Genomic DNA, 24001 nt, shown 5'->3' with positions numbered 1-24001 from the left:
CGAGTCTCAGCAGTCCACGGCCTTGCCCGCGATCAGCCCCGACAGGTCGTCGATCTGCGCCAGCACCTCGAGATCGTCGCCGTCGACCAACCACCGCAGCACCAGCCCGTCGAGGGTGGCCATTCCGAAACGCGCGATCGACGCCACCGGCTCGAGCCATCGCGTACCGGTGTGAGCGGAACACTTCTCGAAGAACAACCGGGCCTCGGAGTCTCGGATTCGGTACTGCCCAGTGGCGATCTCGGCGGCCGTTGCGGACCCGAGCGCGCGATGACGCAACAGATAGGTCTTGATCTCGTAGGCGAGCAACTGCCGATCCGGGGACTTCTCGATCAGCAACCACACCGCGCTCAGACCGCCGTGCACCAGCTCTCGCAGACCGCGGACGCCCGGGAGTTCGCGCGTACCCACGGCACTGTCCAACGCGGCGTGCAGAATCTCGGTGACGTCGACGATGAGGTGCTCGCCCATCGCGATCACCAGATCCTGCTTGGTCTCGAAGTGGTACTGCACGATGCCCTTGGTGACCTCGGCATGCTCCGACAGAGCACGTACGGTCAGGGACTCGATTCCCACGCGCTCGGCGACCTCGATCGCAGACTGCACCAGTTGCGCGCGTCGCACATCAGCGGGCAGCCTCGATTGCATGACCCGATCCTAGGGCGCGGCCGAGTTCTGTGCCTCGGATTGATCCAGGCGCGCCTCCGCGCGGTACGAGCAATGCAATAGTGATCGAATGAACGCGGGGTCGTGGCAGAACTGGGCAGGCAATCAACACGCGTTCCCGTCGGACCGCGCCGAGCCCACGTCGGTGGACGAGTTGCGCATCGTGCTGGCCGGTGCCGTCGAACGATCTCGCACGGTGCGATGCGTCGGGGCCGGCCATTCCTTCACTCCGATCGCGGTGACCGACGGCGTCCAGATCGGCCTCGATTCGCTGCGCGGCATCGAATCCGTGGTGCACGACGACGACGGGTCGGCCCGGGTGACAGTGCTCGCAGGCACCCGGCTGCGCGAGCTGACCGCGCGGTTGTGGGATCTCGGGCTGGCCATGACCAACCTCGGCGACATCGACGAACAGTCCATCGCGGGAGCCATCTCCACGGGTACCCACGGAACGGGAGGACGCTTCGGCGGCATCGCCACCCAGGTGTGCGCGGTGGAACTGATGACCGCGGACGGCGAACTCGTGCAGTGCTCTCGCGAGGAGAACGCGGAACTGTTCGACGCGGCCCGCGTCGGGCTCGGTGCGCTCGGCGTCATCACCCGAGTCACGCTCGAGTGCGTTCCGGCCTTCGCCCTGCGGGCCGTCGAGGAGCCGTCGACGTTGCGGGCAACGCTCGCCGAACTCGACGCGACCGTCGCCGCCGTCGACCACTTCGAGTTCTACTGGTTTCCGCACACCGACCGCGTGCTGACCAAACGCAACACCCGCCTGCCCGGTGACGCGGTGTTGAAGCCGCTGGGGAAGGTGCGCTCCTACATCGACGACGAATTGCTGTCCAACAAGGTCTTCGAGGGCCTCAACCGGGTGGTGACCCGCGTACCCGCACTGATTCCTCGGGTCAATGCGGTCTCGGCTCGGGCACTGTCGGCTCGCGAGTACATCGACCGCTCTTACCGGGTGTTCGCGTCGTCGCGGACCGTCAAGTTCGTCGAGATGGAATATGCGGTACCCGCATCCGAGATCGGTTGGGTGCTGCGCGAGGTGGATCGATGGCTCGAACGGTCGTCGGTGTCCATCGCGTTCCCGGTCGAAGTGCGCTTCGCCGCGGGCGACGACATCTGGCTCTCCACCGCATCCGGACGCCCGACGGCCTACATCGCCGTCCACCAGTACCACCGCCGCGATCACCGCGAGTACTTCGACGCCGTCGAAGCCATCTGCCGCAGCGTCGGTGGCAGGCCGCACTGGGGCAAACTGCACTCCCTCGGTAGCGACGAGCTGCGCGATTGCTACGAACACTTCGACGATTTCCTGCGTGTTCGCGATTCGATGGACCCGAAGAAGTTGTTCGGCAGCGAGTACCTCGAGCGTCTGCTGTCGTGAGCGGTAATTCGTAGCAGGCTACGAAGTACCGCTCACCACGAATTCGCTTACATTGGAGCGAGTGAGCACAGGAAAACGCGCGCTGTCCGGCATCGTCGCCGCCGGAGTCGTCCTCGGTGTCGGCGAATTGATCGCCGTGCCCATCGGACCCAACTCGTCACCACTGACCGCCGTCGGGTCCTCGGCCGTCGACAACAGTCCGGCCCCGATCCGTGAATGGGCCATCGACACCTTCGGCACCTCCGACAAGCTCGCCCTGTTCGTCGGCATGGCCGTGGTGATCGGCGCGATCGCCGCGGCGGCAGGAATCGCCCGCAAGCCGATCGGTGCCGTGGTGTTCGCCGCACTGGGCGTTGTGGGCGTACTCGCGGCAGTGACTCGACCCGACGCCACCGCGCTCTACGCAGTCCCGACCATCGGCGGCGTCATCGTGGGCATCGTCGTGCTGCACGCCCTCATCGGTGCCGCCGCCCCTGCGACCGAAGGCATGAACCGACGTAGTTTCCTGACCCTCGCCGCCGGTGCCGCGGTACTCGGCGTCGTTGCCGGGACAGCCGGCCGGATGCTGACCTCCGCCCGCGCCGTCACCGCGGATCGACTCGGCTTCATGCTGCCCACGCCCACTCCGCAACCACCGATCCCGGCCGGGGCGGACCTGAAGATCGACGGCCTCGCGTCGTACATCACCCCGAACGACGACTTCTACCGCATCGACACCGCGCTGGTCGTGCCGCGGGTGGCGTCGGATACGTGGTCGTTGCGGATCCACGGCATGGTGGACCGCGAGATCGAGCTGACGTTCGCCGACCTGGCGCAGCGTCAGGCCGTGGAGAAGACGGTCACCCTGACCTGTGTCTCCAACATCGTCGGCGGCGACCTCGTGGGCAACGCGACGTGGATCGGCTACCCGCTCAAGGACATTCTCGAAGAAGCAGGCATCTCCCCCGACGCCGACATGGCACTGTCGTCGAGCAGTGACGCCTTCACCGCGGGCACTCCCCTCGAAGTGCTGCTCGACGGCCGCGACGCGCTGCTGGCCGTCGGAATGAACGGCGCACCGCTGCCCGTCGAACACGGCTACCCGGCGAGGCTCGTCGTACCCGGTCTGTACGGCTACGTCTCGGCGACCAAGTGGGTCACCGACATCGAGATCACCCGCTTCGACCGCGCGACGGCATACTGGACCGACCGCGGTTGGGGCGCGCTCGGGCCGATCAAGACCGCCTCCCGGATCGACACCCCGCGATCGGGCAGTTCCGTGCCCACGGGGAAGACGGTCATCGCCGGCGTCGCCTGGGATCAGCACACCGGTATCGACGCCGTCGAAGTGCAAGTGGACGAGGGCAACTGGGTGCCGGCCACGTTGTCCGAGGAGTACTCCAAGGACACCTGGCGGCAATGGACCGTCGAGCTGGACCTGCCCTCGGGCCAACACGCGATCCGAGCCCGCGCCACCAACTCCGCGGGCGAGCTGCAGACCAACCAGACCGCCGACACCGTTCCCGATGGTGCCACCGGCTACCCGCGGATCTCGGTGACGGCGACCTGATCCGGACAGTCGCGCTGATCTAGACAGTCGCGAAGCTCGCGCGAATCGAGTTCTCGGCCAGCTGCTTTCGCTCGGCCGTGGTGAGACCCATTCCCGCTTCGAGGGCTGCGAAGTTGTCGTCGACGTAGCCGCCGAAGTAGGCGGGGTCGTCGGAGTTGATCGACACCGACAGGCCGCGCTCGAGCATCTGCCGCAACGGCAGCTGGTCGACGGTGTCGATCACCTTGAGCCGAACGTTGGAGAGCGGGCAGACGGTGAGCGGAATCTGTTCCTCGACAAGACGATCGACCAGTGCTTCGTCTTCGAGGCATCGCACTCCGTGGTCGATGCGCTCGACCTTCAGCAGATCCAGTGCCTGCCAGATGTAATCCGGCGGCCCTTCTTCGCCCGCATGCGCGACGACGTGCAGTCCCTCGGCGCGCGCCTTGGCGAACACGTCGACGAACAGTGACGGCGGATAGCCCACCTCGGCGGAATCGAGACCGAGCCCGATGATGGGGGCCTGCATCGCCAACAGATCGTCGAGTAGCTGGTTGGCGTGCAGCACCGGCTTGTCCCGCAGGATCGACGCAATCAGCCCACTGGTGACGCCGAACTCGCGCTCGCTGGAGGCGCACGCGTCCGCCAATCCGTCGACGACGGCCTCGAGGGGGACGCCGCGCTCGGTGTGCGCCTGCGGATCGAAGAAGATCTCCGCGTGTGTCACCCCGGCCTGCGCCGTGCGGCGAAAGTAGGCCCGAGCCAGATCGGCAAAATCCTCGGCAGTGCGCAACACGGCCATGTTGGCGTAGTACAGATCCAGGAACGACTGCAGGTCGGTGAACTCGTACTTCGCCCGCAGTTCGTCGATGTCGCTGTACGGCAACGACAATCCGTTACGCTCCGCCAGCTCGAATATCAACGGAGGTTCGAGTGACCCCTCGATGTGCAGGTGCAGTTCGGCCAGCTGATCAGTACTCACTCACCCGATGCTACTTGCCCGTGTACGTCGCCTTACCCGGACCGACCTCGAGGAAGCTCTTCACCGCACCCCGCAGATCCTCTGTTTCGAACAGGGCACCGGAGACCTCCGAGGTGACCTCGTCCGCATGGGCCACACCGCCCGAACGCCACGCTGCCACAATCTGTTTCGTCGCCGCATGGGCGACCGTGGGGCCGTCCGCCAGTCGATGCGTCAGCGCGAGCGCCGCGGCATCGACGTCGTCGTGAACCTGATTGACCACGCCCCACTCCTTCAGCGTCTGCGCGTCGTACAGGTCACCGGTCATGACGAGCTCACGAGCCCGACCCGAACCGGCCCGCTCGGCGAGGCGCTGCGGGCCACCCATCGACGGCGTCAACCCGACGACGGTCTCGACCAGACCGAACTTGGCCTTGGGACCGGCGAGAATGATGTCGCAGGCCAGCGAGATCTCGAACGCGGCGGTGAGCGTCAAACCGTGCGCGGCGTAGATCACCGGGCAGGGCAGCGCCTCGAGCGGATGAGCAATCTGTGCGAACAGACCCCGCCACAGATCGGCACCCTGTGCGGCGGACAGGCCCTCGAACACATGGACGTCGACACCTGCGGAGTTGACCTTGCCCTCGGCGCGAAGCAGCACCGCACGAGGGGGCCGCGCGACGAGGTCGGCAACGTTCGCTGCCACCGCGTCGAACATGGCCTGATCGAACAGATTGAGCGGGCCGTGGTCGAAGGTGAGGACGGCGACCTCGGCGCCTGCCGCGGTGGTGGATCGAACGAGCGAAGTGGGTGCGTCAGCCATGGTTCGCATAGTGCCACACCGGTCTCGGACGGTTGTTACCAACGAGTATTGTGCGCAGGTAACTCACCGTTACCGAGAGGAACAGATAGATGAAGCGCAGCCTGTTCGAGGCCGATCACGAGGACTTCCGTGCGTCGGTGCGCGAGTTCGTCACCCGCACCATCACACCGGTCGAGGAAAAGCTCGTCGAACAGCGATACATCGACCGCGAGATCTGGCTCGAAGCAGGTCGCAACGGATTCCTGGGCCTCGAAGTGCCCGAGGAATACGGCGGCAGCGGAGCCGAGGACTACCGATTCAACGCCGTCCTCGCCGAGGAACTCGCCCGCTCGAGTGCCGCGGTGGCGTCGTGCTTCGGAATTCACGTGGACATCGTCGCTCCCTACCTGGTCAAGCTCACCACCGAGGAGCAGAAGAAGCGCTGGCTGCCCGGCTTCTGCAGCGGCGAGATCCTCACCGCGATCGCGATGACCGAGCCGTCCGGCGGCTCGGATCTCGCTGCGCTCAAGACCACCGCCGTCAAGGACGGCGACGACTTCATCATCAACGGTTCGAAGACCTTCATCACCAACGGCAACTCCGCGGACCTCGTCATCGTCGCCACCCGCACCACGCCGGAGAAGAAGGCCAAGGGCATCACGCTCTTCGCCGTCGAGAACGGCACCGAAGGATTCTCCCGTGGCCGCAAGCTCGACAAGGTCGGTCAGCCCGAGTCCGATACGGCCGAGCTGTTCTTCGAGAACGTTCGGGTCCCGAGCTCGAACATGATCGGCGAGTTCGACGGCGGCTTCATCCACATGATGCAGCTGCTCCCCCAGGAACGCATCAGCTGCTCGGTCGCCAACCTCGGACACGTGCGCCCGATCCTCGAGGAGACGCTGCAGTACGCCAAGGACCGCAAGGCCTTCGGCCAGCAGATAGGTTCGCTCCAGTGGAACAAGTTCCTGCTCGCCGAGCTCGTCACCAAACTGGATGTGGCACAGGCCTATATCGACAACTGCATCGCCGCGCACGGCATCGGTGAGCTGACGGCGATCGACGCCGCCAAGGCGAAGTGGTGGAGCTCGCAGGTACAGAACGAGATTCTCGACCACTGCGTCCAGTTGCACGGTGGCTACGGCTTCATGAACGAGTACCGCGCCGCCCGCGCATGGAAAGACGCTCGCGTGACGAAGATCTGGGCCGGATCGAACGAAATCATGAAGGAACTGATCGGCCGCGATCTGGGCCTGTAGTGCGCTTCGCGCAGCGGTGCGGATAAGTGCCGCATGGGGGACCCAAACGCACCACTGCCGCAAGCACTTACTTGAACGCCGGCCGAGCGTAGAAGCAGACCGCGATCATGCCGACGATCAACACCGCGGCGGGCAGGATCAGAGACTGGGCCATGGCGGTCGTGAAACCGTCACGCAGCATCTCGGGCACTCGGCCGGCGAATTCGTTCGCCCCCGAGGCAGATCCACCGGTGGGCAGTTCGGCGGCCAGGCGAGACTGGATGAGCGCGCCGATGCCCGCACTACCGAGCACGGAGCCGATCATGCGGGTGGTGTTGTAGATGCCCGAGCCTGCGCCGGCCTGACTCATCGGAAGATTACGAGTTGCCGTGGCCGCCAGCGGAGACCAGATCAACGCGTTGGCCACGCCCATTGCGGCGACGGGGAGCAGCAGCTTCCAGATCGCCGTGGTGGGTGTCATCTCGTACGCGAACCACAGCAGTGATGCGGCCAGGATGAACAATCCCGAACCGGCGATGTAGCGCGGATGTGTCCTGTCGACGAGCTTGCCGACGTTGGGTGCCAGAATGCCGGTCAGCAGTGCCATCGGCACGAACAGTAGTGCCGATCGGGTCGGGGTGAGCCCGGTGACGCTCTGTGCGTAGAACATGATCGGCAACATCATGCCGGACATCGCGAAACCCATTGCGGCGATGCCGATATTGGAGAGCGAGAAGTTACGATCACGGAAGAGCGCCAACGGGACCAGCGGTTCGCTCTTGTTCACCGACTGCCAGTAGACGAACCCGGCGAAGACGAGTAATCCGACACCGATCAGGATCCAGATACCTGTCCCCCAGTCGTACTTCTGCCCTTCCTGAATACCGAAGACGATGCAGAACAGTCCGACGGCACTGAGTGCGACACCGAGCAGATCGAACTTGTGGTCGTTGGTGGGCAACACCGGAACGAACTTGAGCGCCAACGCAATTGCAACTACACCGACCGGCAGATTGATGAAGAAGATCCACTCCCAGCCGAGTGAGTCGACCAGGACGCCGCCGAGGATCGGACCGACGAGTGTCGCCACCCCCGCGACGGCACCCCACGCTCCCATGGCCGTTCCGCGCTTCTCGGCGGGGAACACCCGGGTGATCACGGCCATCGTCTGCGGGGTGATCATCGCAGCGCCGAGACCCTGCACGGCACGCGCAGCGATGAGCATCTCGATAGATCCGGACAGCCCGCACCACGCCGACGCGAGGGTGAACACGACCAGACCGGCGATGTAGAGGTTTCTGGGACCGAACTTGTCACCGAGTCGTCCGGTGACGAGCAACGGCACGGCGTAGGCCAGCAGATACGCGCTGGTGACCCAGATGACGTTGTTGATGTCGGTGTTCAGGCCCGCGAGGATGGCCGGCTGAGCGACTGCCACGATGGTGGTGTCGACCAGAATCATGAAGAAGCCGAGGCACAGTGCCCACAGGGCGGGCCAGGGTTCGATCGCCTTCTGCGGCGGAGCGGTCTCGACGGCGTTCATACTGTTCTCCTAGTCCCGATCCGTCAGGGTCGTGTGGTGTGCGGAAATCTCGTGCGGCCACGGCAACGCGCCGCTGTCGACGCGATCGATGTAGCTCGTCAACCAATTCACTTCGGCGGACAACATGTGGTACGTGTAATCGATTCCGGCCCAGTAGATTTCGGACACCTTGCGTTCTGCTGCCAGGCGCTGGTAACCGGACAGTTCCTCGATCTCGAGCGACAGGTCTTCGATTCGTGCACGGAGCAGGGCGATCGCCTGGGACGCCGGTAGGTTGTGCATCTCGGACAGACCGAGGGTGAACTGCGGATACTCACGCACCGGGGTGCGGAGGATCTCGGTGAGCCTGTCCAGGAGAACGCGTCGGCCGGCGGGCGTGATCTCGTAGGTGGTGCGCTCGGGTCGGTTGCCGCCGCGGTCCGTTCCGACCTCGGCGACCAGTTCCTGCCCGTGGAGTCGCGCAACGGCGTGGTACAGCGACCCCGGTCGAACCTTGACGATTCGATCTTCCTTACGCTCCAGCAGCAGTTGGTACATCTCGTAGGGATGCATGGCACCTTCCGAGAGCAGTGCCAGGACCGATACGCCCAGCGGGTTCACTGCCGCCCCTCGCATCGCACTCCCTCCCGATACCCCAGTCGAATTATTCCAACTGGAATATAAGCTCGCGGGAAGGCCGACTGCAACCAGGACAATGCTCCGACCTGGGGATCAATCGGACATACGGCACTTGATGTCCTGGAAATGCAGAAGGGACATCGACCGAGGTCGATGTCCCTTTCGACAGACGAAGGCCGGATACTCGGAATCTCTTCCGTGTATCCGGCCTTGTCACCGAATTTCTGGTGGGATTTACTTCGAGAAGCTCACTCCACCAGGAGAAGTCGGGTTACGAAGCTTGAATCAGATGGCGCGGACGCCGGTAGCCTGGGGGCCCTTCTGACCCTGGCCCACCTCGAACTCCACGCGCTGGCCCTCGTCGAGCGACTTGAAGCCGCTACCCTGAATCTCCGAGTAATGAACGAAAACGTCCGGTCCGCCACCATCCTGCTCGATGAAGCCGAAGCCCTTTTCGCCGTTGAACCACTTCACACTGCCCTGCGTCATTCTGTAAACCTTCTGTAAGCGAGCTAGATCTTCACGTCGAAGCTCTAATCTCAAATCCGAGTCTGCCATCTATCGGCGCTGAGCGAAACACCGGGGGCGAAAAAGTTCGAAAGATTGCTTTGGGACGGTGAAACCGAAATGGAGCCCTGCGGCCCTGTGGCTAATGTTTCGAGCGTGAATTCCCCTCTGCCCGACGCGGGTCCGTTCGATCGCCACCGACTCGACATCGTCCGGTTGGCGTGGTGTCGACAGCTGCAGATGGACGATCGAGCCCTCGACACCGACTCCGACCGCGTCGAACATGTCGGTGCCACCGAGGACATCACCGTCCTGCGACTGGCCGAGACCACCCTGATCTCCGGTCCGTCCTGGGCGGTGGACGCCTCGCGCACACTCACCGGCCATGCCGGTACCGACCGCACCTGGATCTCGGCGCTGTTGGGTGACCGATCCGAGCGCTATGACATCGGCACACACACCGTGGCCTACGGGTCGGACATCGGCCACACCATCGACGTACACGACCCGCTGATCTCCCACGAAGCGGAGCATGCGCGCAACCTGGCTGCGCACTGCAGTGAAGCCGACGTCGCCGAGGCGTTCGACGAGCCGGTCTCACGGCACTGGTTCACTCTGCTCGGCGACGACAGGCCTGCGGACTCGGCGCACTCCCTCGCGTCGGCCGGCTACTCGGAGCAGCAGCTGATCCTGGCCGACATGCGTGTCCTGACGGACGCGAACCATCGCCGACGAGGCCACGCCCAGGTGGTCGGCAGGCTGGCGACCAACGACGCCATCGACGACGGCCTGATTCCGCAATGGCGATCGCGACCGGAGAACGCCAGTGCTCGACGCCTCGCCGCGCGGCTGGGCTACGTGGAGATCGGCGTCCGTCACACCGCGGTGCTTCGCGGCGATCACGGTTGAGGTACCTCCGGACTGGGTAGCGTCGTCGGGGACCGATCGATGCGAGGAGTGAACACAATGGCAGACGATGCCGCCTACGTGGAACCGGGCAAGGAATTCACGCGCGACACCAATTACATTCCGACGCGAATCACCGCGGACGGCCGAGACGGCTATCCGGTGGAACCCGGTCGGTATCGACTGATCGCCGCACGCGCCTGCCCGTGGGCGCATCGGTCCATCATCGTGCGTCGCCTCCTCGGGCTGGAAGACGTGCTGTCCCTTGGCATTCCGGGGCCGACCCACGACCCGCGCAGCTGGAACTTCCAGGAAGAGCCAGGCGGCGTCGACTCCGTTCTGCAGATCCCGAGGTTGCAGGACGCCTACTTCGCTCGCTTCCCGGACTACGAGCGCGGCATCACCGTCCCCGCCATCGTCGACGTTCCCACCGGCGAGGTCGTCACCAACGACTACCCGCAGATCACCCTGGACCTGTCGACCGAATGGACGCAGTACCACCGCGACGGTGCCCCCGATCTGTACCCGGAAGCGCTGCGCGCCGAGATCGACGAGGTCGCCGATCTGGTGTTCCGAGACGTCAACAACGGCGTCTACCGCTGTGGATTCGCCGGCTCGCAGGAGGCGTACGAAAAGGCCTACGACCGCTTGTTCACGCGCCTCGACTGGCTCGTCGAACGCCTGTCCACCCAGCGCTACCTCGTCGGCGAGCACATCACCGAAGCCGACGTGCGCCTGTTCACCACCCTCGTACGCTTCGATCCCGTCTACCACGGCCACTTCAAGTGCAATCGCAGCAAGCTCAGCGAAATGCCGGTGCTGTGGAACTACGCACGCGATCTGTTCCAGACGCCCGGATTCGGCGACACGGTCGACTTCGACCACATCAAGCGGCACTACTACGAGGTGCACACCGACATCAACCCGACGGGGATCGTGCCCAAGGGCCCGGACCTGGCAGGGTGGCTCGAACCCCACGGCCGCGAATCCCTGGGAGGATCACCGTTCGGCGACGGAACCGCTCCCCCGCCGCCCAAGCCTGACGAGCTCGTTCCGGCCGATCACTGGGTCCCCGCGTAGGTTCCGAACGACCAGTGGACGCCTTCGGCGTCGCGACACGTGAAGCCGCGACTCCCGTAGTCCTCGTCCCGCAAGGGCTGCGTAATCGTGACGCCGGCCGCCACGACACGTGCATGGATCTCGTCGGGGCGATCGGTGACGACGTAGGCACAACCGACGCCGGCCGGCAGACCGGTGAGCGCACCGTCGGCACGGACACTGCCGAGCATGACGCCCCCGCCTTCCGGCCAGCGCAGTTCTGCATGATCGACACGGTCACCTTCGCCGTGGACGGCAGCTTCGGTGAACCCGACAACATCGACGAGGAAGCGAATGGCGGTACGAGCATCGTCGTAACGCAGGCACGGCCACACGGTAGTTCGCGTTTCAGTCATGACTGTCATCGTGCCCGCGCTCGATGACGTGGTCTTGTACGAATGCGAACACTTCTCTCTCGCGCCACACCGAAGGTGCCATACCTGCCATCGCGCGCCAGTCGCGGTTCATGTGCGATTGGTCGTAGTACCCGCAGTCGGCGGCGACGACCGCCATACTCTGCACGATCGGCCGGCGTAGTAGCTGATGGGAGCGATGAAACCTGGCGATTCTGGCGGCCACTTTCGGCGACACGCCATACTCCGCAGTGAATTTCGAGATCAAGTGTCTTGTGCTCCAGCCGATTTCGCGTGCGACGTCGGCAACCCGCGAGGCGGGTTCGCCCGTGAGCGTATCCCACGCCCAGCCCAACCGCGGATCGATCTCTTGGCCGATCAACCTACGCACCAGGATCTCATCGACGACATCGAAGCGTGCGGACCACGTCGCCGCGGCGCAGACCCGCTCACGCATCTCGACAGCGTCGGACCCCAGCAGGTCGTCCAGCCGTACGATCCAGTCACCCAAGTCGGCGGACGGAACACCGAGCAACGTCCGAGATCCCTGCGGGGTGAGCGAAAGCTGAATCCCGTACTGATTGCCGTCGTGCACGATCGTCACCGGCGTCGAGGAGATCCCACCGACGAGGGTTTCGAACGAGCCGTCACCGCGATGCGGCACACCGCGAACTACCACCTCGGGCTCGATTGCCACGATCAGAGTCAGATACGGACTGGGCATCCCGACGTGCTCCCCGGGGGCGTGTCCCCGCAGGCAATACCCGTCGTACGGACGCACCGACGAACGCAGCCGCGCAGAAGGCAACCAGCGCAAACCCTCGGAGACTGCGCCCACCGTCATACGGCTCAGCGTAGAACAGCGCGAAGCGGGGTAACAGAAGTCGATATCTACAGTGGTCTCCGGGTGGGCACCACCGCGGACGGCGAGAAGAGGACCCATGGCAGGTAAGAAGGACGACGCACAGGTCGAGGTCGGGGGTGGAGGCAAGCTCGAACGCGCGCTGGTCAACATCCTCGACAACGCCAGCCGCCTCCAGGGACCCGCCGTCGACAAGTACGTCGCGCACGTGCGTCGAGCACACCCGTACGACACCCCCGCGCAGATCATCGAACGGCTGGAGAAGCGGTTTCTGCTCGCGGTCACCGGCAGTGGTTCCGCGGTGGGCGGTGCCGCGGCGATCCCCGGCGTCGGGACCGTCGCCTCGCTCGCAGCGGTGGGTGCCGAAACTGCCTTCTTCATCGAGTCCTCCGCACTGCTGACACTGTCGGTGGCCGCCGTACACGGCATCCCCGTCGAGAACCACCAGCAACGACGCGCCCTGGTGCTCTCGGTTGCGCTGGGCGAGTCGGGTATGCAGATCGTGCAACGGACGGTCGGCAAGACGGCGAAGAACTGGGGGCCGCTGATCACCTCCCGCATCCCGGGCGGCTCGATGACCAGCATGAACAAGTCGCTGGTGAAGAAGTTCATCACCAAATACCTGGCCAAGCGCAGCGCGCTTCTGGTCGGCAAGATGCTTCCCGCAGGCATCGGTGCGGCGATCGGCGGCGCAGGCAACCGCGCAGTCGGCAAAGGTGTCATCAAGAATGCCCGCGATGCCTTCGGCCCGCCGCCTGCTCGGTTCCCGGAGAATCGGATCATCGAACCGGACGAGTGACCGGCAGCGGAATCTTCGTGACTCTGCCGCGTTGACTTCGAACATGACTTCCACACCTGAACTCGGCAAGTACGGCGTCTGGCGACTGCACTCGGCGTTCACACCCGAACTGTCCCGGGCGATCGAATCCTTCGGCTACGGGACGATCTGGCTCGGCGGCTCGCCGCCCGCGGACCTGACCACCAGCGAGGAGATCCTCGACGCCACCGAGACGGTCGTCGTCGCCACCGGCATCGTCAACATCTGGTCGGACGCAGCGGCCGACGTCGCCGCGTCGTATCACCGGTTGGAGAGCAAGCACCCGGGCCGATTCGTCCTCGGAATCGGCGCAGGCCATCCGGAGGCGACGCAGGAATACACCAAGCCGTACGACGCTCTTGTCGCCTACCTCGACGCTCTCGACGAGGCCGGAGTCCCGGTGGAGCGACGCGTCCTCGCTGCGCTCGGACCGAAGGTGCTCGCGCTTGCGGCCGACCGCACCGCAGGTGCGCATCCGTACCTGACCACCCCCGAGCACACCCGTGAAGCACGCCAGGCGCTCGGACCGAACAAGATTCTGGCACCCGAACACAAGGTGGTCCTCGAGTCGGATCCGGAGCAGGCACGCTCGATCGGCCGACCACCGGTCAACAACCCGTACCTGCACCTGCGCAACTACACCAACAATCTGAACCGACTCGGCTACTCCGACGAGGAGATCGGCGACGGCGGCAGCGACCGACTGATCGACGCGTTGGTGGCGCACGGTACCGCCGACGCGATCGCAGCACGGTTGAACGAGCACATCGATGCAGGTGCTTCGCACGTGACACTGCACTCGCTGCCCGACATGGCCGATCCGCTCGAGACCTACCGAGAGATCGCCGCCGCGCTGCATCACTGAAGCGGGACGGCTCGCGCACGTGGGGCCGCACCGGATGTCGGTCGCACCCCGTAGCCTCGAGTACCGGTTGCCGCGCGCAGCCGGTACTCGAGGTGACCTACGGCCAGGGGGATTGCGCACAGATGTCCAGCTATCCGGGAGCGGCGCTCGAAGCGCAAGCACTGACCAAGCAATTCGGCACAGTTCGCGCGGTCTCGGACCTGAGCTTCGTCGTTCCGCGCGGAACGGTCACCGGATTCCTCGGCCCCAACGGATCGGGCAAGACGACGACGCTGCGCATGCTCCTCGGACTCGTCGCTCCCACCTCGGGTGTCGGCCTCGTCAACGGCATGCCGTTCCGCGCGGCGGCCCACCCCGCCCGCACGGTGGGTGCCGTCCTCGACTCGCTGAGCCTGCACCCCAAGCGCAGCGCCGCACACCACCTGAAGATCTACACCGCTGCGATCGGCATACCCGACAGCCGCGCGCTCGACGTCCTGCACCTCGTGGGGCTCGGTGACGTCGCCGACCGCGCCGCAGGCGGTTTCTCGCTCGGCATGCGTCAGCGCCTGACGTTGGCGACAGCCCTGCTGGGGGATCCGGAAATCCTCGTGCTCGACGAACCCGCGAACGGTCTCGACCCCGAAGGAATCGCCTGGCTGCGCGACTTCTTCAAGGCATTCGCCGCGTCGGGTCGCACCGTGCTCGTATCGAGCCACATCCTGCGCGAGATCGAGCAGACCGTCGACAATCTGGTGATCGTCAGCGCCGGCGCACTCGTGTACCAGGGTTCCATCGCGCATTTGCGATCGACACGTCCGAGCCGCGTACTGGTGGCCGCATCGGACCCCGCAGCTTTGGCCTTGGCGTTGGCCTCGAATGGGTTCAACGACAGCCAACTGCTTCCCGACGGACGCATCGGTGTCGCCGGTCCCGACGCGGCGACGATCGCCCGCATCGCGGCCGCCGCCCAGGTGACGATCTTCGGGACCACCGGCGAACACGTCGACCTCGAGCAGGTGTTCCTGTCGATGACCACGGGTCAGTACAACGCCGCACCCGTTCAGCAGAGTCCCCACGGTTACGGCCCGCCGGGTCCTGCGCAGGGTTACGGCCCACCGCCGGGGTACGGCGCTCCGCCGCAGAACTACGGTCCGCCACAGAACTGGAACGGGGGTCAGCGATGAACGCACTGCTGACGTCGGAGATCCGTAAGGTCACCACACTGAAATTCTGGTGGGCGCTGGCGATCGCCCCGATCGTCGTCGGAGTGTTCGCGTCCGTCATCACGTCGGTGATCGCGAATCAGCTGGGTGAATTCGAGGAGGACCTGGACATCTCGGGTGGCGTCGCCTCGATCGGCCTGTACGTCGCCGCCGGTGCCGCGATTCTGTTCGCCGGGATATTCGGTGCCGTCAACGCCGGAACCGAATTTCGCCACAAGACCATCACCACCAGCTTCCTGACCGCTCGCGGCCGCGACGGGGTGATTGCCGCCAAACTCGTCGTCACTGCGCTGTTCGGCCTCGGATACGGCCTGGTGGTGCTGCTGGCCAGCTTGATCTGCCTGCTGATATTCAACGAGCGGACCGTGCTGCTGGACGGCGCGTTCGTCGGCGTGGTGTTGTCGTGCCTCCTCGCAGTCGTGCTGTGGTCGATGATCGGTGCCGGCCTGGGTCTGCTGCTCAAATCTCCGACGTGGGCCGCGATCGTGCTCGTCGCCTGGCTGCCGTTCGGCGAGGGTCTGCTCTCGCTGATCCTGTTCGGACTCGGGCTCGGATCGGTCGCCGTAGCGCTGCCGTCGAACCTGACTCTGCCGACCATGGCGGCGACTCAACTCGACGACGCCGGCGACCTGGCGTCGTGGCCGTGGGCACCGCTCGGACTCGCGCTGTGGGCCGCGGTCCTCACCGGCGTCGGCTGGTTCCTGGCCCGCACCCGCGACATCGACTGACGTCGCTTCGTTCGCGGGCCGACCCTGTCGGTACTCGGGTCTACCGTGGTGAGGCGATGGCACACAGTAATGCGGTGAAAGACCGTGCAGCGGCACCCGGACGCAGCTCGTCGACACTCGACAGCGCAGAACCCGCGTCGAGGCCCCGGCGTGGGTGGATCAGACGTCTGATCGCGCAGTGCATGCTGCATCGACGCACCGCACTCGGAGCACTGGGCGTGACGATGATCGCCGCGGTCATCGACATCTCGTTCCCGCTCCTCACCAGGGTCGCCATCGACGACGCGACGGCCGGCAGAGGCGAGAAGATCGCCGCCGTCGCCGCCGCCATCGCACTGTTGGGCCTGGTGCGTTTCGCGTGCCAATTCGGTCGACGCATGCTCGCCGGCCGGCTCTCGATCGACGTCCAGCACGATCTACGCCTCGACCTGCTCGCGTCACTGCAGCGGCTCGACGGGCGCAAGCAGGACGAGATCCGTACCGGGCAGGTCGTCTCGAGATCGATCACCGACCTCCAACTGGTGCAGGGGCTGCTGGCCATGGTGCCGTTGTCGGCGGGAGCCGTCCTGCAGTTCGTGCTGGCGCTGGCTGTGATGGCGTATCTGTCGCCGCTGCTCACCGTTGTCGCGGTACTCATCGTTCCTGCGGTCGGCATCGTGGTCTACCGAATTCGGCCCACTCTCTTCGCGGCCACCTGGTCGGCGCAGCAACGCGCCGCCGATCTGGCACAGCACGTCGAGGAGACGGTCACCGGCGTTCGGGTGGTCAAGGGCTTCGGGCAGGAAGCCCGCGCGGTCGATCGCATCGAGACACTGGGTCGCAGGTTGTTCGCCGAGCGCATGCGGTCGGCGAAGATCAACTCACGGTTCGCACCGTCGATGGCCACCATTCCTCAACTCGGACTGGTCGGAGTCATCGCCCTCGGCGGCTATCTGGCCCTGGAAGGCCACATCACGATCGGCACCTTCCTGGCCTTCGCCACCTATGTCGCGACTCTGTCCGCCGTGACCCGCACCGTCTCGTCGGTGGTGATCATGGCCCAACTCTCCCGCGCGGCCGTCGAGCGCGTCTACGAGGTGGTCGACACCGAGCCGTCCGACCCGGAACCGGCCGAACCCGTCGCGTTGCCCGACGGCCCGCTCGGAGTCCATATCTCCGAGGTGACCTTCGGATTCGAACCCGAACGCGACGTGCTCACCGGCCTGGACCTGACCATCTCGCCCGGTGAGACGGTGGCCGTCGTCGGTCACGCGGGCTCGGGAAAGACCGCACTCGCACTCCTGCTCCCCCGCTTCTACCGCCCGACTCGGGGGCAGATTGCGCTGACGTCCGACGGAACGTCGATCGACATCGACGACCTCGACTCGACGTCGCTCCGCGAGGCGGTCTCGCTGGTGTTCGACGAGCCGTTCCTCTTCTCCGACACCATCGCCGCCAACATCGCCCTCGGCAGGCCCGACGCCACCGCGGAGGACATCAGGCATGCGGCGCGGCTCGCGCAGGCCTCGACGTTCGTCGAGGCGCTTCCCGAGGGATACGACAGCCTCGTCGGCGAACGCGGCCTCACTCTCTCGGGCGGTCAGCGCCAACGCATCGCACTGGCCCGCGCTCTTCTGGTCGAACCGCGAATTCTCATCCTCGACGACGCCACCTCCGCCGTGGACGCCGAGACCGAGGCCGCCGTCTTCGACGCGTTGCGCGGCGTCCGTACTCGCGCGACTCTCGTTCTCGCACATCGCCGTTCGACCCTGACACTGGCCGATCGCGTCGCCGTCCTCGACAACGGCCGCATCATCGACACCGGAACGGTCGACGAACTGGATCGGCGCTGTCCGTTGTTCCGGGCCCTCCTCGCAGGAGGGGACGGCGACGCGAACGACGACACCGACCGGGAACCGACAGCGGAACCGTCCGCCGACACGCTCTGGCCCGAGTCCGCGGCGGAGGCGACCGTCGAGCCCGGCGCGGTGTCAACGCCCGCGCCCGGAGGCGGAGGTGGTCACGGAACTGCGATGGCGGGGGCCTTCGGCTCACTCGCGCCGACTCCGGCGATCTCCCGGGCGGTCGCGGCGCTGCCGCCCGCGACGGAGGATCCGGCTGCATCGGGAGTCGAACTTCGTCGACCCGACCCGGAGTTCCGGCTGTCGAGACTGCTGAGCCCGGTGCGGTTGTTGCTGGCAGCGGTGGTGGTGCTCCTCGCGCTGGACTCACTGGCCTCGATCGCGTTCCCTTCGCTCGTTCGCTACGCGGTGGACAGCGGAGTGGCCGGCGGAGACTCGAACACCCTGTGGATCGCCACCTCGATCGGTGTCGTGTTGGCTGCGGCGAGTTGGTTCGTCGTCTGCTGGACGACGGTCATCACGGCGCGAGCAGGCGAGCGAGTGCTCTTCGGACTCCGGGTGCGCAGCTACGCGCACATCCAACGGCTCGGCCTGGACTACTACGAACGCGAACTGTCGGGTCGCATCATGACGCGAATGACCACCGACGTCGATGCGCTGTCTTCCTTCATCCAGACCGGAGCCTCAACCGCAGTGGTCAGCGTGCTGACCGTCGTCGGCATCGCCGCCGCACTGCTCGTCACCGACCCGGCACTGGGACTGGTGGCGCTGGCGGTGGTGCCGCCCCTCGCCGTGGCCACCGTGATCTTCCGGCGCATCTCGTCGGCGGCGTACTCGACATCTCGCGAGCGCATCTCGATCGTCAACGCCGACTTCCAGGAGAACGTCACGGGACTGCGCGCCGCGCAGGCGTACCGACGCGAGGAGTACGCCGCATCCCGGTTCGCCGAACGCTCCGACCGCTACCGGGTGAGTCGGATGCGGTCGCAGACCGCGATCTCGGTGTTCTTCCCCCTCATCACGTTGCTCTCCGACATCGCCCTCGCCGTCGTCGTTTTCGTCGGCGCGCATCAGATCGCCACCGGCACCACCACTGCGGGCACTCTCGTGGCGTTCGTGCTATATCTCGGGCTGCTCTTCGGTCCGATCCAGCAGCTATCGCAGGTGTTCGACGGTTACCAGCAAGCACGTGTCGGTGTCGGCCGCATCGGTGATCTCCTCCGCACCACGAGTTCGATTGAAACGTCCACCAAATCAGACACCACCGCACTCCCCGGCGGACGCCTGCACGCCGACATACAACTCGTCGACGTCGGTTTTCGGTATGCCGGAGCACAGTCCGACGCCCTGAGTGAGGTAAATCTCACCATCCCCGCCGGCACCACCGTCGCGTTGGTCGGGCGCACCGGCGCGGGCAAATCCACGGTCGTGAAACTGCTGGCCCGCTTCTACGATCCCACCTCCGGATCGGTGCGCGTCGGCGGCCACGATCTACGCGACTATCGCCTCTCGGACTACCGGCACCGACTCGGCGTAGTACCGCAGGAAGCGCACCTGTTCACCGGGACCGTCGCGTCGAACATCGCCTACGGCAGGCCCGACGCCACCCGTGCCGACATCGAGAACGCGGCCCGATCCGTGGGAGCTCTGAGCACCATCGCCGCACTTCGCGGCGGTATGCACCAACCTGTCGGCGAGCGCGGTCAAGGGCTGTCCGCGGGTCAACGACAGCTGATCGCACTGGCCAGGGCCGAGCTGGTCGACCCCGACCTTCTCCTGCTCGACGAGGCCACCGCCACGCTCGATCCCGCGACCGAGCGCACCGTGCTCGCAGCCAGCAGTGCCGTCGCACGCACCCGCACCGCGGTGGTCGTCGCGCACCGCTTGGCGACCGCCGCACGAGCGGATCTGATCGTGGTCGTCGACGGCGGCCGTATCGTGGAAGTGGGTCGACATTCGGAGCTGCGCACGCAGGGCGGGTTCTACGCGCAGTTGTGGACTGCAGCCGAAACGAACCGAGGGAATAATTCGATAGTCCAAGGTGTCATCGACAACGAGGCCGATGGTTACCGGTGAGTACATATCACAGCTACGTCCCGGACGCACGTGAGCTGGACCAAAGGTCTAGCCTGGACACGTACGCGCGCTGAACGGGAACGAAGACAGAAACGAGGCGAACTACTGCCGTGAGCAGCAGCTCTACTACCCAATTCGGACAAAATCAATGGCTGGTCGACGAGATGTACCAGCGATTCAAGAAGGACCCTTCATCCGTCGACGCGAGCTGGCACGAGTTTCTGACCGGTTACGACCCCGATGCAGCGACCGACGAGACCGCCGGATCCAACGGTGCTGCCGGTAACGGCGCATCCTCGAACGGCAGCTCGACCAAGTCCGCGCCTCCCGCAGCGCCCGCGCCACCAGCCCAGACGGCCGCTTCTGCTTCCGACAAGACCGACGCGCCGAAGGCCGCAGCACCCAAGGCAGCTCCGAAAACCGCCGCTCCCAAGGCCGAAGCCTCGAAGCCTGCCGCCGCCAAGCCTGCCGAGAAGAAGGCAGCACCGGCGAAGTCCGCTCCCGCAAAGCCCGCCGCAGCCGAGTTCGGCGAGGAGTCGAGCAAGGTTCTGCGCGGCGCTGCTGCAGCGGTGGCGAAGAACATGTCCGCCTCGTTGCAGATTCCGACCGCGACCAGCGTCCGTGCGATCCCGGCCAAGCTCATGGTCGACAACCGTCTCGTGATCAACAACCATCTCGCTCGCACCCGCGGCGGCAAGATCTCGTTCACGCACCTGCTCGGCTACGCCATCGTGCAGGCCGTCAAGGCGTTCCCGAACATGAACCGCCACTTCGCCGAGGTCGACGGCAAGCCGAACGCAGTGACTCCGGCAGCGATCAACCTCGGTCTCGCGATCGACCTGCCCGGCAAGGACGGCAACCGTTCCCTCGTCGTCGCCGCCATCAAGAACACGCAGGACTTCACGTTCACGCAGTTCTACAACGCGTACGAGGACATCGTGCGTCGTGCGCGCGACGGCAAGCTCACCGGTGAGGACTTCCAAGGCGTCACCATCTCGCTGACCAACCCCGGCGGAATCGGAACCGTGCACTCGGTGCCGCGTCTGATGAACGGCCAGGGAGCGATCATCGGCGCAGGTGCGATGGAGTACCCGGCAGAGTTCCAGGGAGCCAGCGACGAGCGTCTCGCCGAGTTCGGCGTCGGCAAGCTCATGACGCTGACCTCGACGTACGACCACCGCATCATTCAGGGTGCGGAGTCGGGCGATTTCCTCAAGACGATCCACAACCTGCTGATCAGCGACGAGTTCTACGACGAGCTGTTCCACTCGCTGAAGATCCCCTACGAGCCCATTCGCTGGCGCAAGGATCTGCCCGAGGGCACGGTCGACAAGAACACCCGCGTGCTCGAGCTCATCGCTGCGTACCGCAACCGCGGTCACCTGATGGCCGACACCGATCCGTTGCAGTTCACCAAGGACAAGTTCCGGATGCACCCGGACCTCGACGTGATCAGCCACGACCTCACGCTGTGGGACCTCGACCGCGAGTTCAAGGTCGGCGGATTCCACGGCAAGGACAAGATGAAGCTGCGGGACGTGCTCAGCGTTCTGCGCGACTCGTACTGCCGCCACGTCGGCGTCGAGTACACCCACATCCTCGAGACCGAGCAGGTCTCCTGGCTGCAGGAACGCGTCGAGGCCAAGCACGTCAAACCGACTGTGGCGCAACAGAAGTACATCCTGAGCAAGCTCAACGCCGCCGAGGCGTTCGAGACGTTCCTGCAGACCAAGTACGTCGGGCAGAAGCGGTTCTCGCTCGAAGGTGCCGAGTCGGTCATCCCGATGATGGACTCCGTCATCGACCAGAGCGCCGAGTACGCCCTCGACGAGGTCGTCATCGGTATGCCGCACCGCGGCCGCCTGAACGTGCTCGCCAACATCGTCGGCAAGCCCTACTCGAAGATCTTCACCGAGTTCGAGGGCAACATGAACCCGGCCGCTGCGCACGGCTCCGGCGACGTGAAGTACCACCTCGGTGCCGAGGGCACGTACATCCAGATGTTCGGTGACAACGACATCAAGGTCTCGCTCACCGCGAACCCGTCGCACCTCGAAGCCGTCGACCCGGTTCTCGAAGGCCTCGTTCGCGCCAAGCAGGACCTGCTGGACAAGGGCACCGGCCAGGGCGGTTACTCCGTTCTGCCGCTGATGCTGCACGGAGACGCGGCATTCGCAGGCCAGGGCGTCGTCGCCGAGACGTTGAACCTGTCCGATCTGCGGGGCTACCGCACCGGCGGCACCGTGCACATCGTCGTCAACAACCAGGTCGGCTTCACCACCTCGCCGGAGTTCTCGCGTTCGTCCGAGTACTGCACCGATGTGGCGAAGATGATCGCCGCGCCGATCTTCCACGTCAACGGCGACGATCCCGAGGCCTGTGCCTGGGTCGCTCAGCTGGCAGTGGACTTCCGTCAGAAGTTCCACAAGGACGTCGTCATCGACATGATCTGCTACCGCCGTCGCGGTCACAACGAGGGCGACGACCCCTCGATGACGCAGCCGGCGATGTACGACGTGATCGACACCAAGCGCAGCGTCCGCAAGAGCTACACCGAATCGCTCATCGGTCGTGGAGACATCTCGCTCAAGGAAGCCGAGGACGCACTCCGCGACTACCAGGGCCAGCTCGAACGCGTCTTCAACGAGGTACGCGAACTCGAGAAGTACACCCCTGAGCCCAGTGAGTCGGTCGAGCTCGATCAGCAGCTGCCCGCCAAGCTGACCACCGCGGTCGACAAGGCCGTGCTGCACCGTATCGGTGACGCGCACCTCGCCGTTCCCGACGGCTTCAACGTGCACCCGCGCGTCAAGCCGGTTCTCGAGAAGCGCCGGGAAATGGCGTACGAGGGCAAGGTCGACTGGGCCTTCGGCGAGCTGCTGGCACTCGGATCGCTGGTGGACGAGGGACGCAACATCCGCTTCTCCGGCCAGGACACCCGCCGCGGCACGTTCACCCAGCGCCACTCGGTGATCATCGACCGCAAGACCGGTGCCGAGTACACGCCGCTGCAGAACATCGGCAGCGACAACCCTGGCAAGTTCATGGTCTACGACTCCGCTTTGAGCGAGTTCGCAGCCGTAGGCTTCGAGTACGGCTACTCCGTGGGCAACCCGGACGCACTGGTGATGTGGGAAGCGCAGTTCGGCGACTTCGTCAACGGCGCACAGTCCATCATCGACGAGTTCATCTCGTCCGGTGAAGCAAAGTGGGGTCAGCTCTCCGACGTCGTGCTGCTGCTGCCGCACGGCCACGAAGGTCAGGGACCCGACCACACGTCCGGACGCATCGAGCGCTTCCTGACACTGTGCGCCGAGGGCTCGATGACCGTCGCACTCCCCTCGACCCCCGCGAACTACTTCCATCTGCTGCGCAGGCACGCGCGGGACGGCATTCGTCGCCCGCTGATCGTCTTCACCCCGAAGTCGATGCTGCGCAACAAGGCAGCGGTGAGCAACATCGAGGACTTCACCGACGGCAAGTTCCACTCGGTGTTCGATGAGCCCACCTACGACACCGGCACCGGCGACCGCAGCGCGGTCAAGCGAGTGCTGATGGTCAGCGGCAAGCTCTACTACGAGCTCCTCGCCCGTAAGCAGAAGGACAACCGCGACGACGTCGCGATCGTTCGCGTCGAGCAGCTCTACCCCGTGCCGGTTCGCCGCATCAGGGAAGCTCTCGAAAGCTACCCGAATGCAACGGAATTCCGTTGGGTTCAGGAAGAGCCTGCGAACCAGGGTGCGTGGCCTTTCTTCGGTCTCGCACTGCCCGAGCTCATGCCCGAGAAGCTGGTCGGCATCAAGCGCATCTCCCGTCGCGCCATGTCCGCTCCGTCGTCGGGATCGAGCAAGGTGCACGCCGTCGAGCAACTCGAAATCATCGACGAGGCCTTCAAGGCAGTCGGCGAAGACTAGAAACACTCGCGACAGCGGCCCACTCCTTCGGGGGTGGGCCGCTGTCGTCGTTTCTGGGCTCCCCCGTTCGGCGTCAATGGACCACTACATAC

Annotated in this window: 19 protein-coding genes; 11 read left to right on the top strand and 8 right to left on the bottom strand. The window is 65.3% G+C overall.

Annotation, left to right across the window (positions count from 1 at the left end; all coding sequences use genetic code 11):
* Nucleotides 1–6 precede the first annotated feature (6 nt).
* A complete protein-coding gene (locus tag CH306_RS15385) occupies nt 7–648 on the bottom strand; it encodes a TetR/AcrR family transcriptional regulator (protein ID WP_032396501.1) in 642 nt (213 codons plus the stop codon).
* A gap of 88 nt (nt 649–736) precedes the next feature.
* Here CH306_RS15385 and CH306_RS15380 point away from each other — a divergent pair, with 88 nt between their 5' ends.
* Nucleotides 737–2050 carry a D-arabinono-1,4-lactone oxidase gene (locus CH306_RS15380; protein WP_094647014.1) on the top strand — a complete coding sequence of 438 codons (1314 nt, stop codon included), beginning with the start codon at nt 737–739 and terminating at the stop codon, nt 2048–2050.
* Between the two features lie 61 nt (nt 2051–2111).
* Nucleotides 2112–3599, top strand: coding sequence for a molybdopterin-dependent oxidoreductase (locus CH306_RS15375; protein WP_094647013.1), 1488 nt, complete (start codon nt 2112–2114; stop codon nt 3597–3599).
* Between the two features lie 19 nt (nt 3600–3618).
* On the opposite strand, the gene CH306_RS15370 is transcribed toward CH306_RS15375, so the two are convergent.
* Complete coding sequence (locus CH306_RS15370) at nt 3619–4560, bottom strand: adenosine deaminase (protein ID WP_094629619.1); 942 nt, start codon at nt 4558–4560, stop codon at nt 3619–3621.
* A gap of 10 nt (nt 4561–4570) precedes the next feature.
* Nucleotides 4571–5362, bottom strand: coding sequence for an enoyl-CoA hydratase/isomerase family protein (locus tag CH306_RS15365; protein WP_045201077.1), 792 nt, complete (start codon nt 5360–5362; stop codon nt 4571–4573).
* Between the two features lie 89 nt (nt 5363–5451).
* Between CH306_RS15365 and CH306_RS15360 the strand changes: the two genes are divergently transcribed.
* Complete coding sequence (locus tag CH306_RS15360; protein WP_032396497.1) at nt 5452–6597, top strand: acyl-CoA dehydrogenase family protein; 1146 nt, start codon at nt 5452–5454, stop codon at nt 6595–6597.
* 67 nt (nt 6598–6664) lie between these two features.
* On the opposite strand, the gene CH306_RS15355 is transcribed toward CH306_RS15360, so the two are convergent.
* The 3 genes from CH306_RS15355 to CH306_RS15345 all read right to left on the bottom strand — a co-directional run bounded on the left by CH306_RS15355 (nt 6665) and on the right by CH306_RS15345 (nt 9226).
* Nucleotides 6665–8119 carry a DHA2 family efflux MFS transporter permease subunit gene (locus CH306_RS15355; RefSeq protein ID WP_094629618.1) on the bottom strand — a complete coding sequence of 485 codons (1455 nt, stop codon included), beginning with the start codon at nt 8117–8119 and terminating at the stop codon, nt 6665–6667.
* A gap of 9 nt (nt 8120–8128) precedes the next feature.
* Nucleotides 8129–8734: a PadR family transcriptional regulator gene (locus CH306_RS15350; RefSeq protein ID WP_032396495.1), complete on the bottom strand. Its 606-nt coding sequence runs from the start codon at nt 8732–8734 to the stop codon at nt 8129–8131.
* Nucleotides 8735–9022: 288 nt separating this feature from the next.
* Nucleotides 9023–9226, bottom strand: coding sequence for a cold-shock protein (locus CH306_RS15345; protein ID WP_008714360.1), 204 nt, complete (start codon nt 9224–9226; stop codon nt 9023–9025).
* 174 nt (nt 9227–9400) lie between these two features.
* Between CH306_RS15345 and CH306_RS15340 the strand changes: the two genes are divergently transcribed.
* Nucleotides 9401–10153, top strand: a complete 753-nt coding sequence (locus tag CH306_RS15340) for a GNAT family N-acetyltransferase (RefSeq protein WP_094629617.1) — start codon at nt 9401–9403, stop codon at nt 10151–10153.
* A 57-nt stretch (nt 10154–10210) separates the two neighbouring features.
* Nucleotides 10211–11230 carry a glutathione S-transferase family protein gene (locus tag CH306_RS15335; protein ID WP_094629616.1) on the top strand — a complete coding sequence of 340 codons (1020 nt, stop codon included), beginning with the start codon at nt 10211–10213 and terminating at the stop codon, nt 11228–11230.
* On the opposite strand, the gene CH306_RS15330 is transcribed toward CH306_RS15335, so the two are convergent.
* The gene (locus CH306_RS15330; protein ID WP_176459377.1) at nt 11212–11613 is read right to left on the bottom strand and encodes a VOC family protein; all 402 of its coding nucleotides are present in this window, start codon (nt 11611–11613) and stop codon (nt 11212–11214) included. The genes CH306_RS15335 and CH306_RS15330 overlap by 19 nt on opposite strands.
* Nucleotides 11597–12445: a helix-turn-helix domain-containing protein gene (locus tag CH306_RS15325; RefSeq protein WP_176459376.1), complete on the bottom strand. Its 849-nt coding sequence runs from the start codon at nt 12443–12445 to the stop codon at nt 11597–11599. The genes CH306_RS15330 and CH306_RS15325 overlap by 17 nt, the downstream gene beginning before the upstream one ends.
* 97 nt (nt 12446–12542) lie before the next feature.
* Here CH306_RS15325 and CH306_RS15320 point away from each other — a divergent pair, with 97 nt between their 5' ends.
* The 6 genes from CH306_RS15320 (at nt 12543) to CH306_RS15295 (ending at nt 23909) form a co-directional block, all read left to right on the top strand.
* On the top strand, nt 12543–13262 hold the full coding sequence (locus tag CH306_RS15320; protein WP_094629613.1) for a hypothetical protein: 720 nt from the start codon (nt 12543–12545) through the stop codon (nt 13260–13262).
* A gap of 43 nt (nt 13263–13305) precedes the next feature.
* Complete coding sequence (locus tag CH306_RS15315; RefSeq protein ID WP_094647012.1) at nt 13306–14145, top strand: LLM class F420-dependent oxidoreductase; 840 nt, start codon at nt 13306–13308, stop codon at nt 14143–14145.
* Nucleotides 14146–14267: 122 nt separating this feature from the next.
* Nucleotides 14268–15311 carry an ABC transporter ATP-binding protein gene (locus CH306_RS15310; protein WP_094647011.1) on the top strand — a complete coding sequence of 348 codons (1044 nt, stop codon included), beginning with the start codon at nt 14268–14270 and terminating at the stop codon, nt 15309–15311.
* Nucleotides 15308–16078, top strand: a complete 771-nt coding sequence (locus tag CH306_RS15305) for an ABC transporter permease (RefSeq protein WP_094629610.1) — start codon at nt 15308–15310, stop codon at nt 16076–16078. The genes CH306_RS15310 and CH306_RS15305 overlap by 4 nt, the downstream gene beginning before the upstream one ends.
* Before the next feature lie 182 nt (nt 16079–16260).
* Complete coding sequence (locus tag CH306_RS15300; protein WP_094629704.1) at nt 16261–19995, top strand: ABC transporter ATP-binding protein; 3735 nt, start codon at nt 16261–16263, stop codon at nt 19993–19995.
* Nucleotides 19996–20105: 110 nt separating this feature from the next.
* The gene (locus CH306_RS15295; RefSeq protein ID WP_094629609.1) at nt 20106–23909 is read left to right on the top strand and encodes a multifunctional oxoglutarate decarboxylase/oxoglutarate dehydrogenase thiamine pyrophosphate-binding subunit/dihydrolipoyllysine-residue succinyltransferase subunit; all 3804 of its coding nucleotides are present in this window, start codon (nt 20106–20108) and stop codon (nt 23907–23909) included.
* Nucleotides 23910–24001: the final 92 nt, after the last annotated feature.

Origin of the sequence: Rhodococcus sp. 15-725-2-2b, assembly GCF_002259075.1 — a bacterium.
GTDB lineage: Bacteria > Actinomycetota > Actinomycetes > Mycobacteriales > Mycobacteriaceae > Rhodococcoides.
The sequence above is the reverse complement of the archived record's forward strand: the minus strand, read 5'-3'. Positions and strand labels throughout refer to the sequence as shown.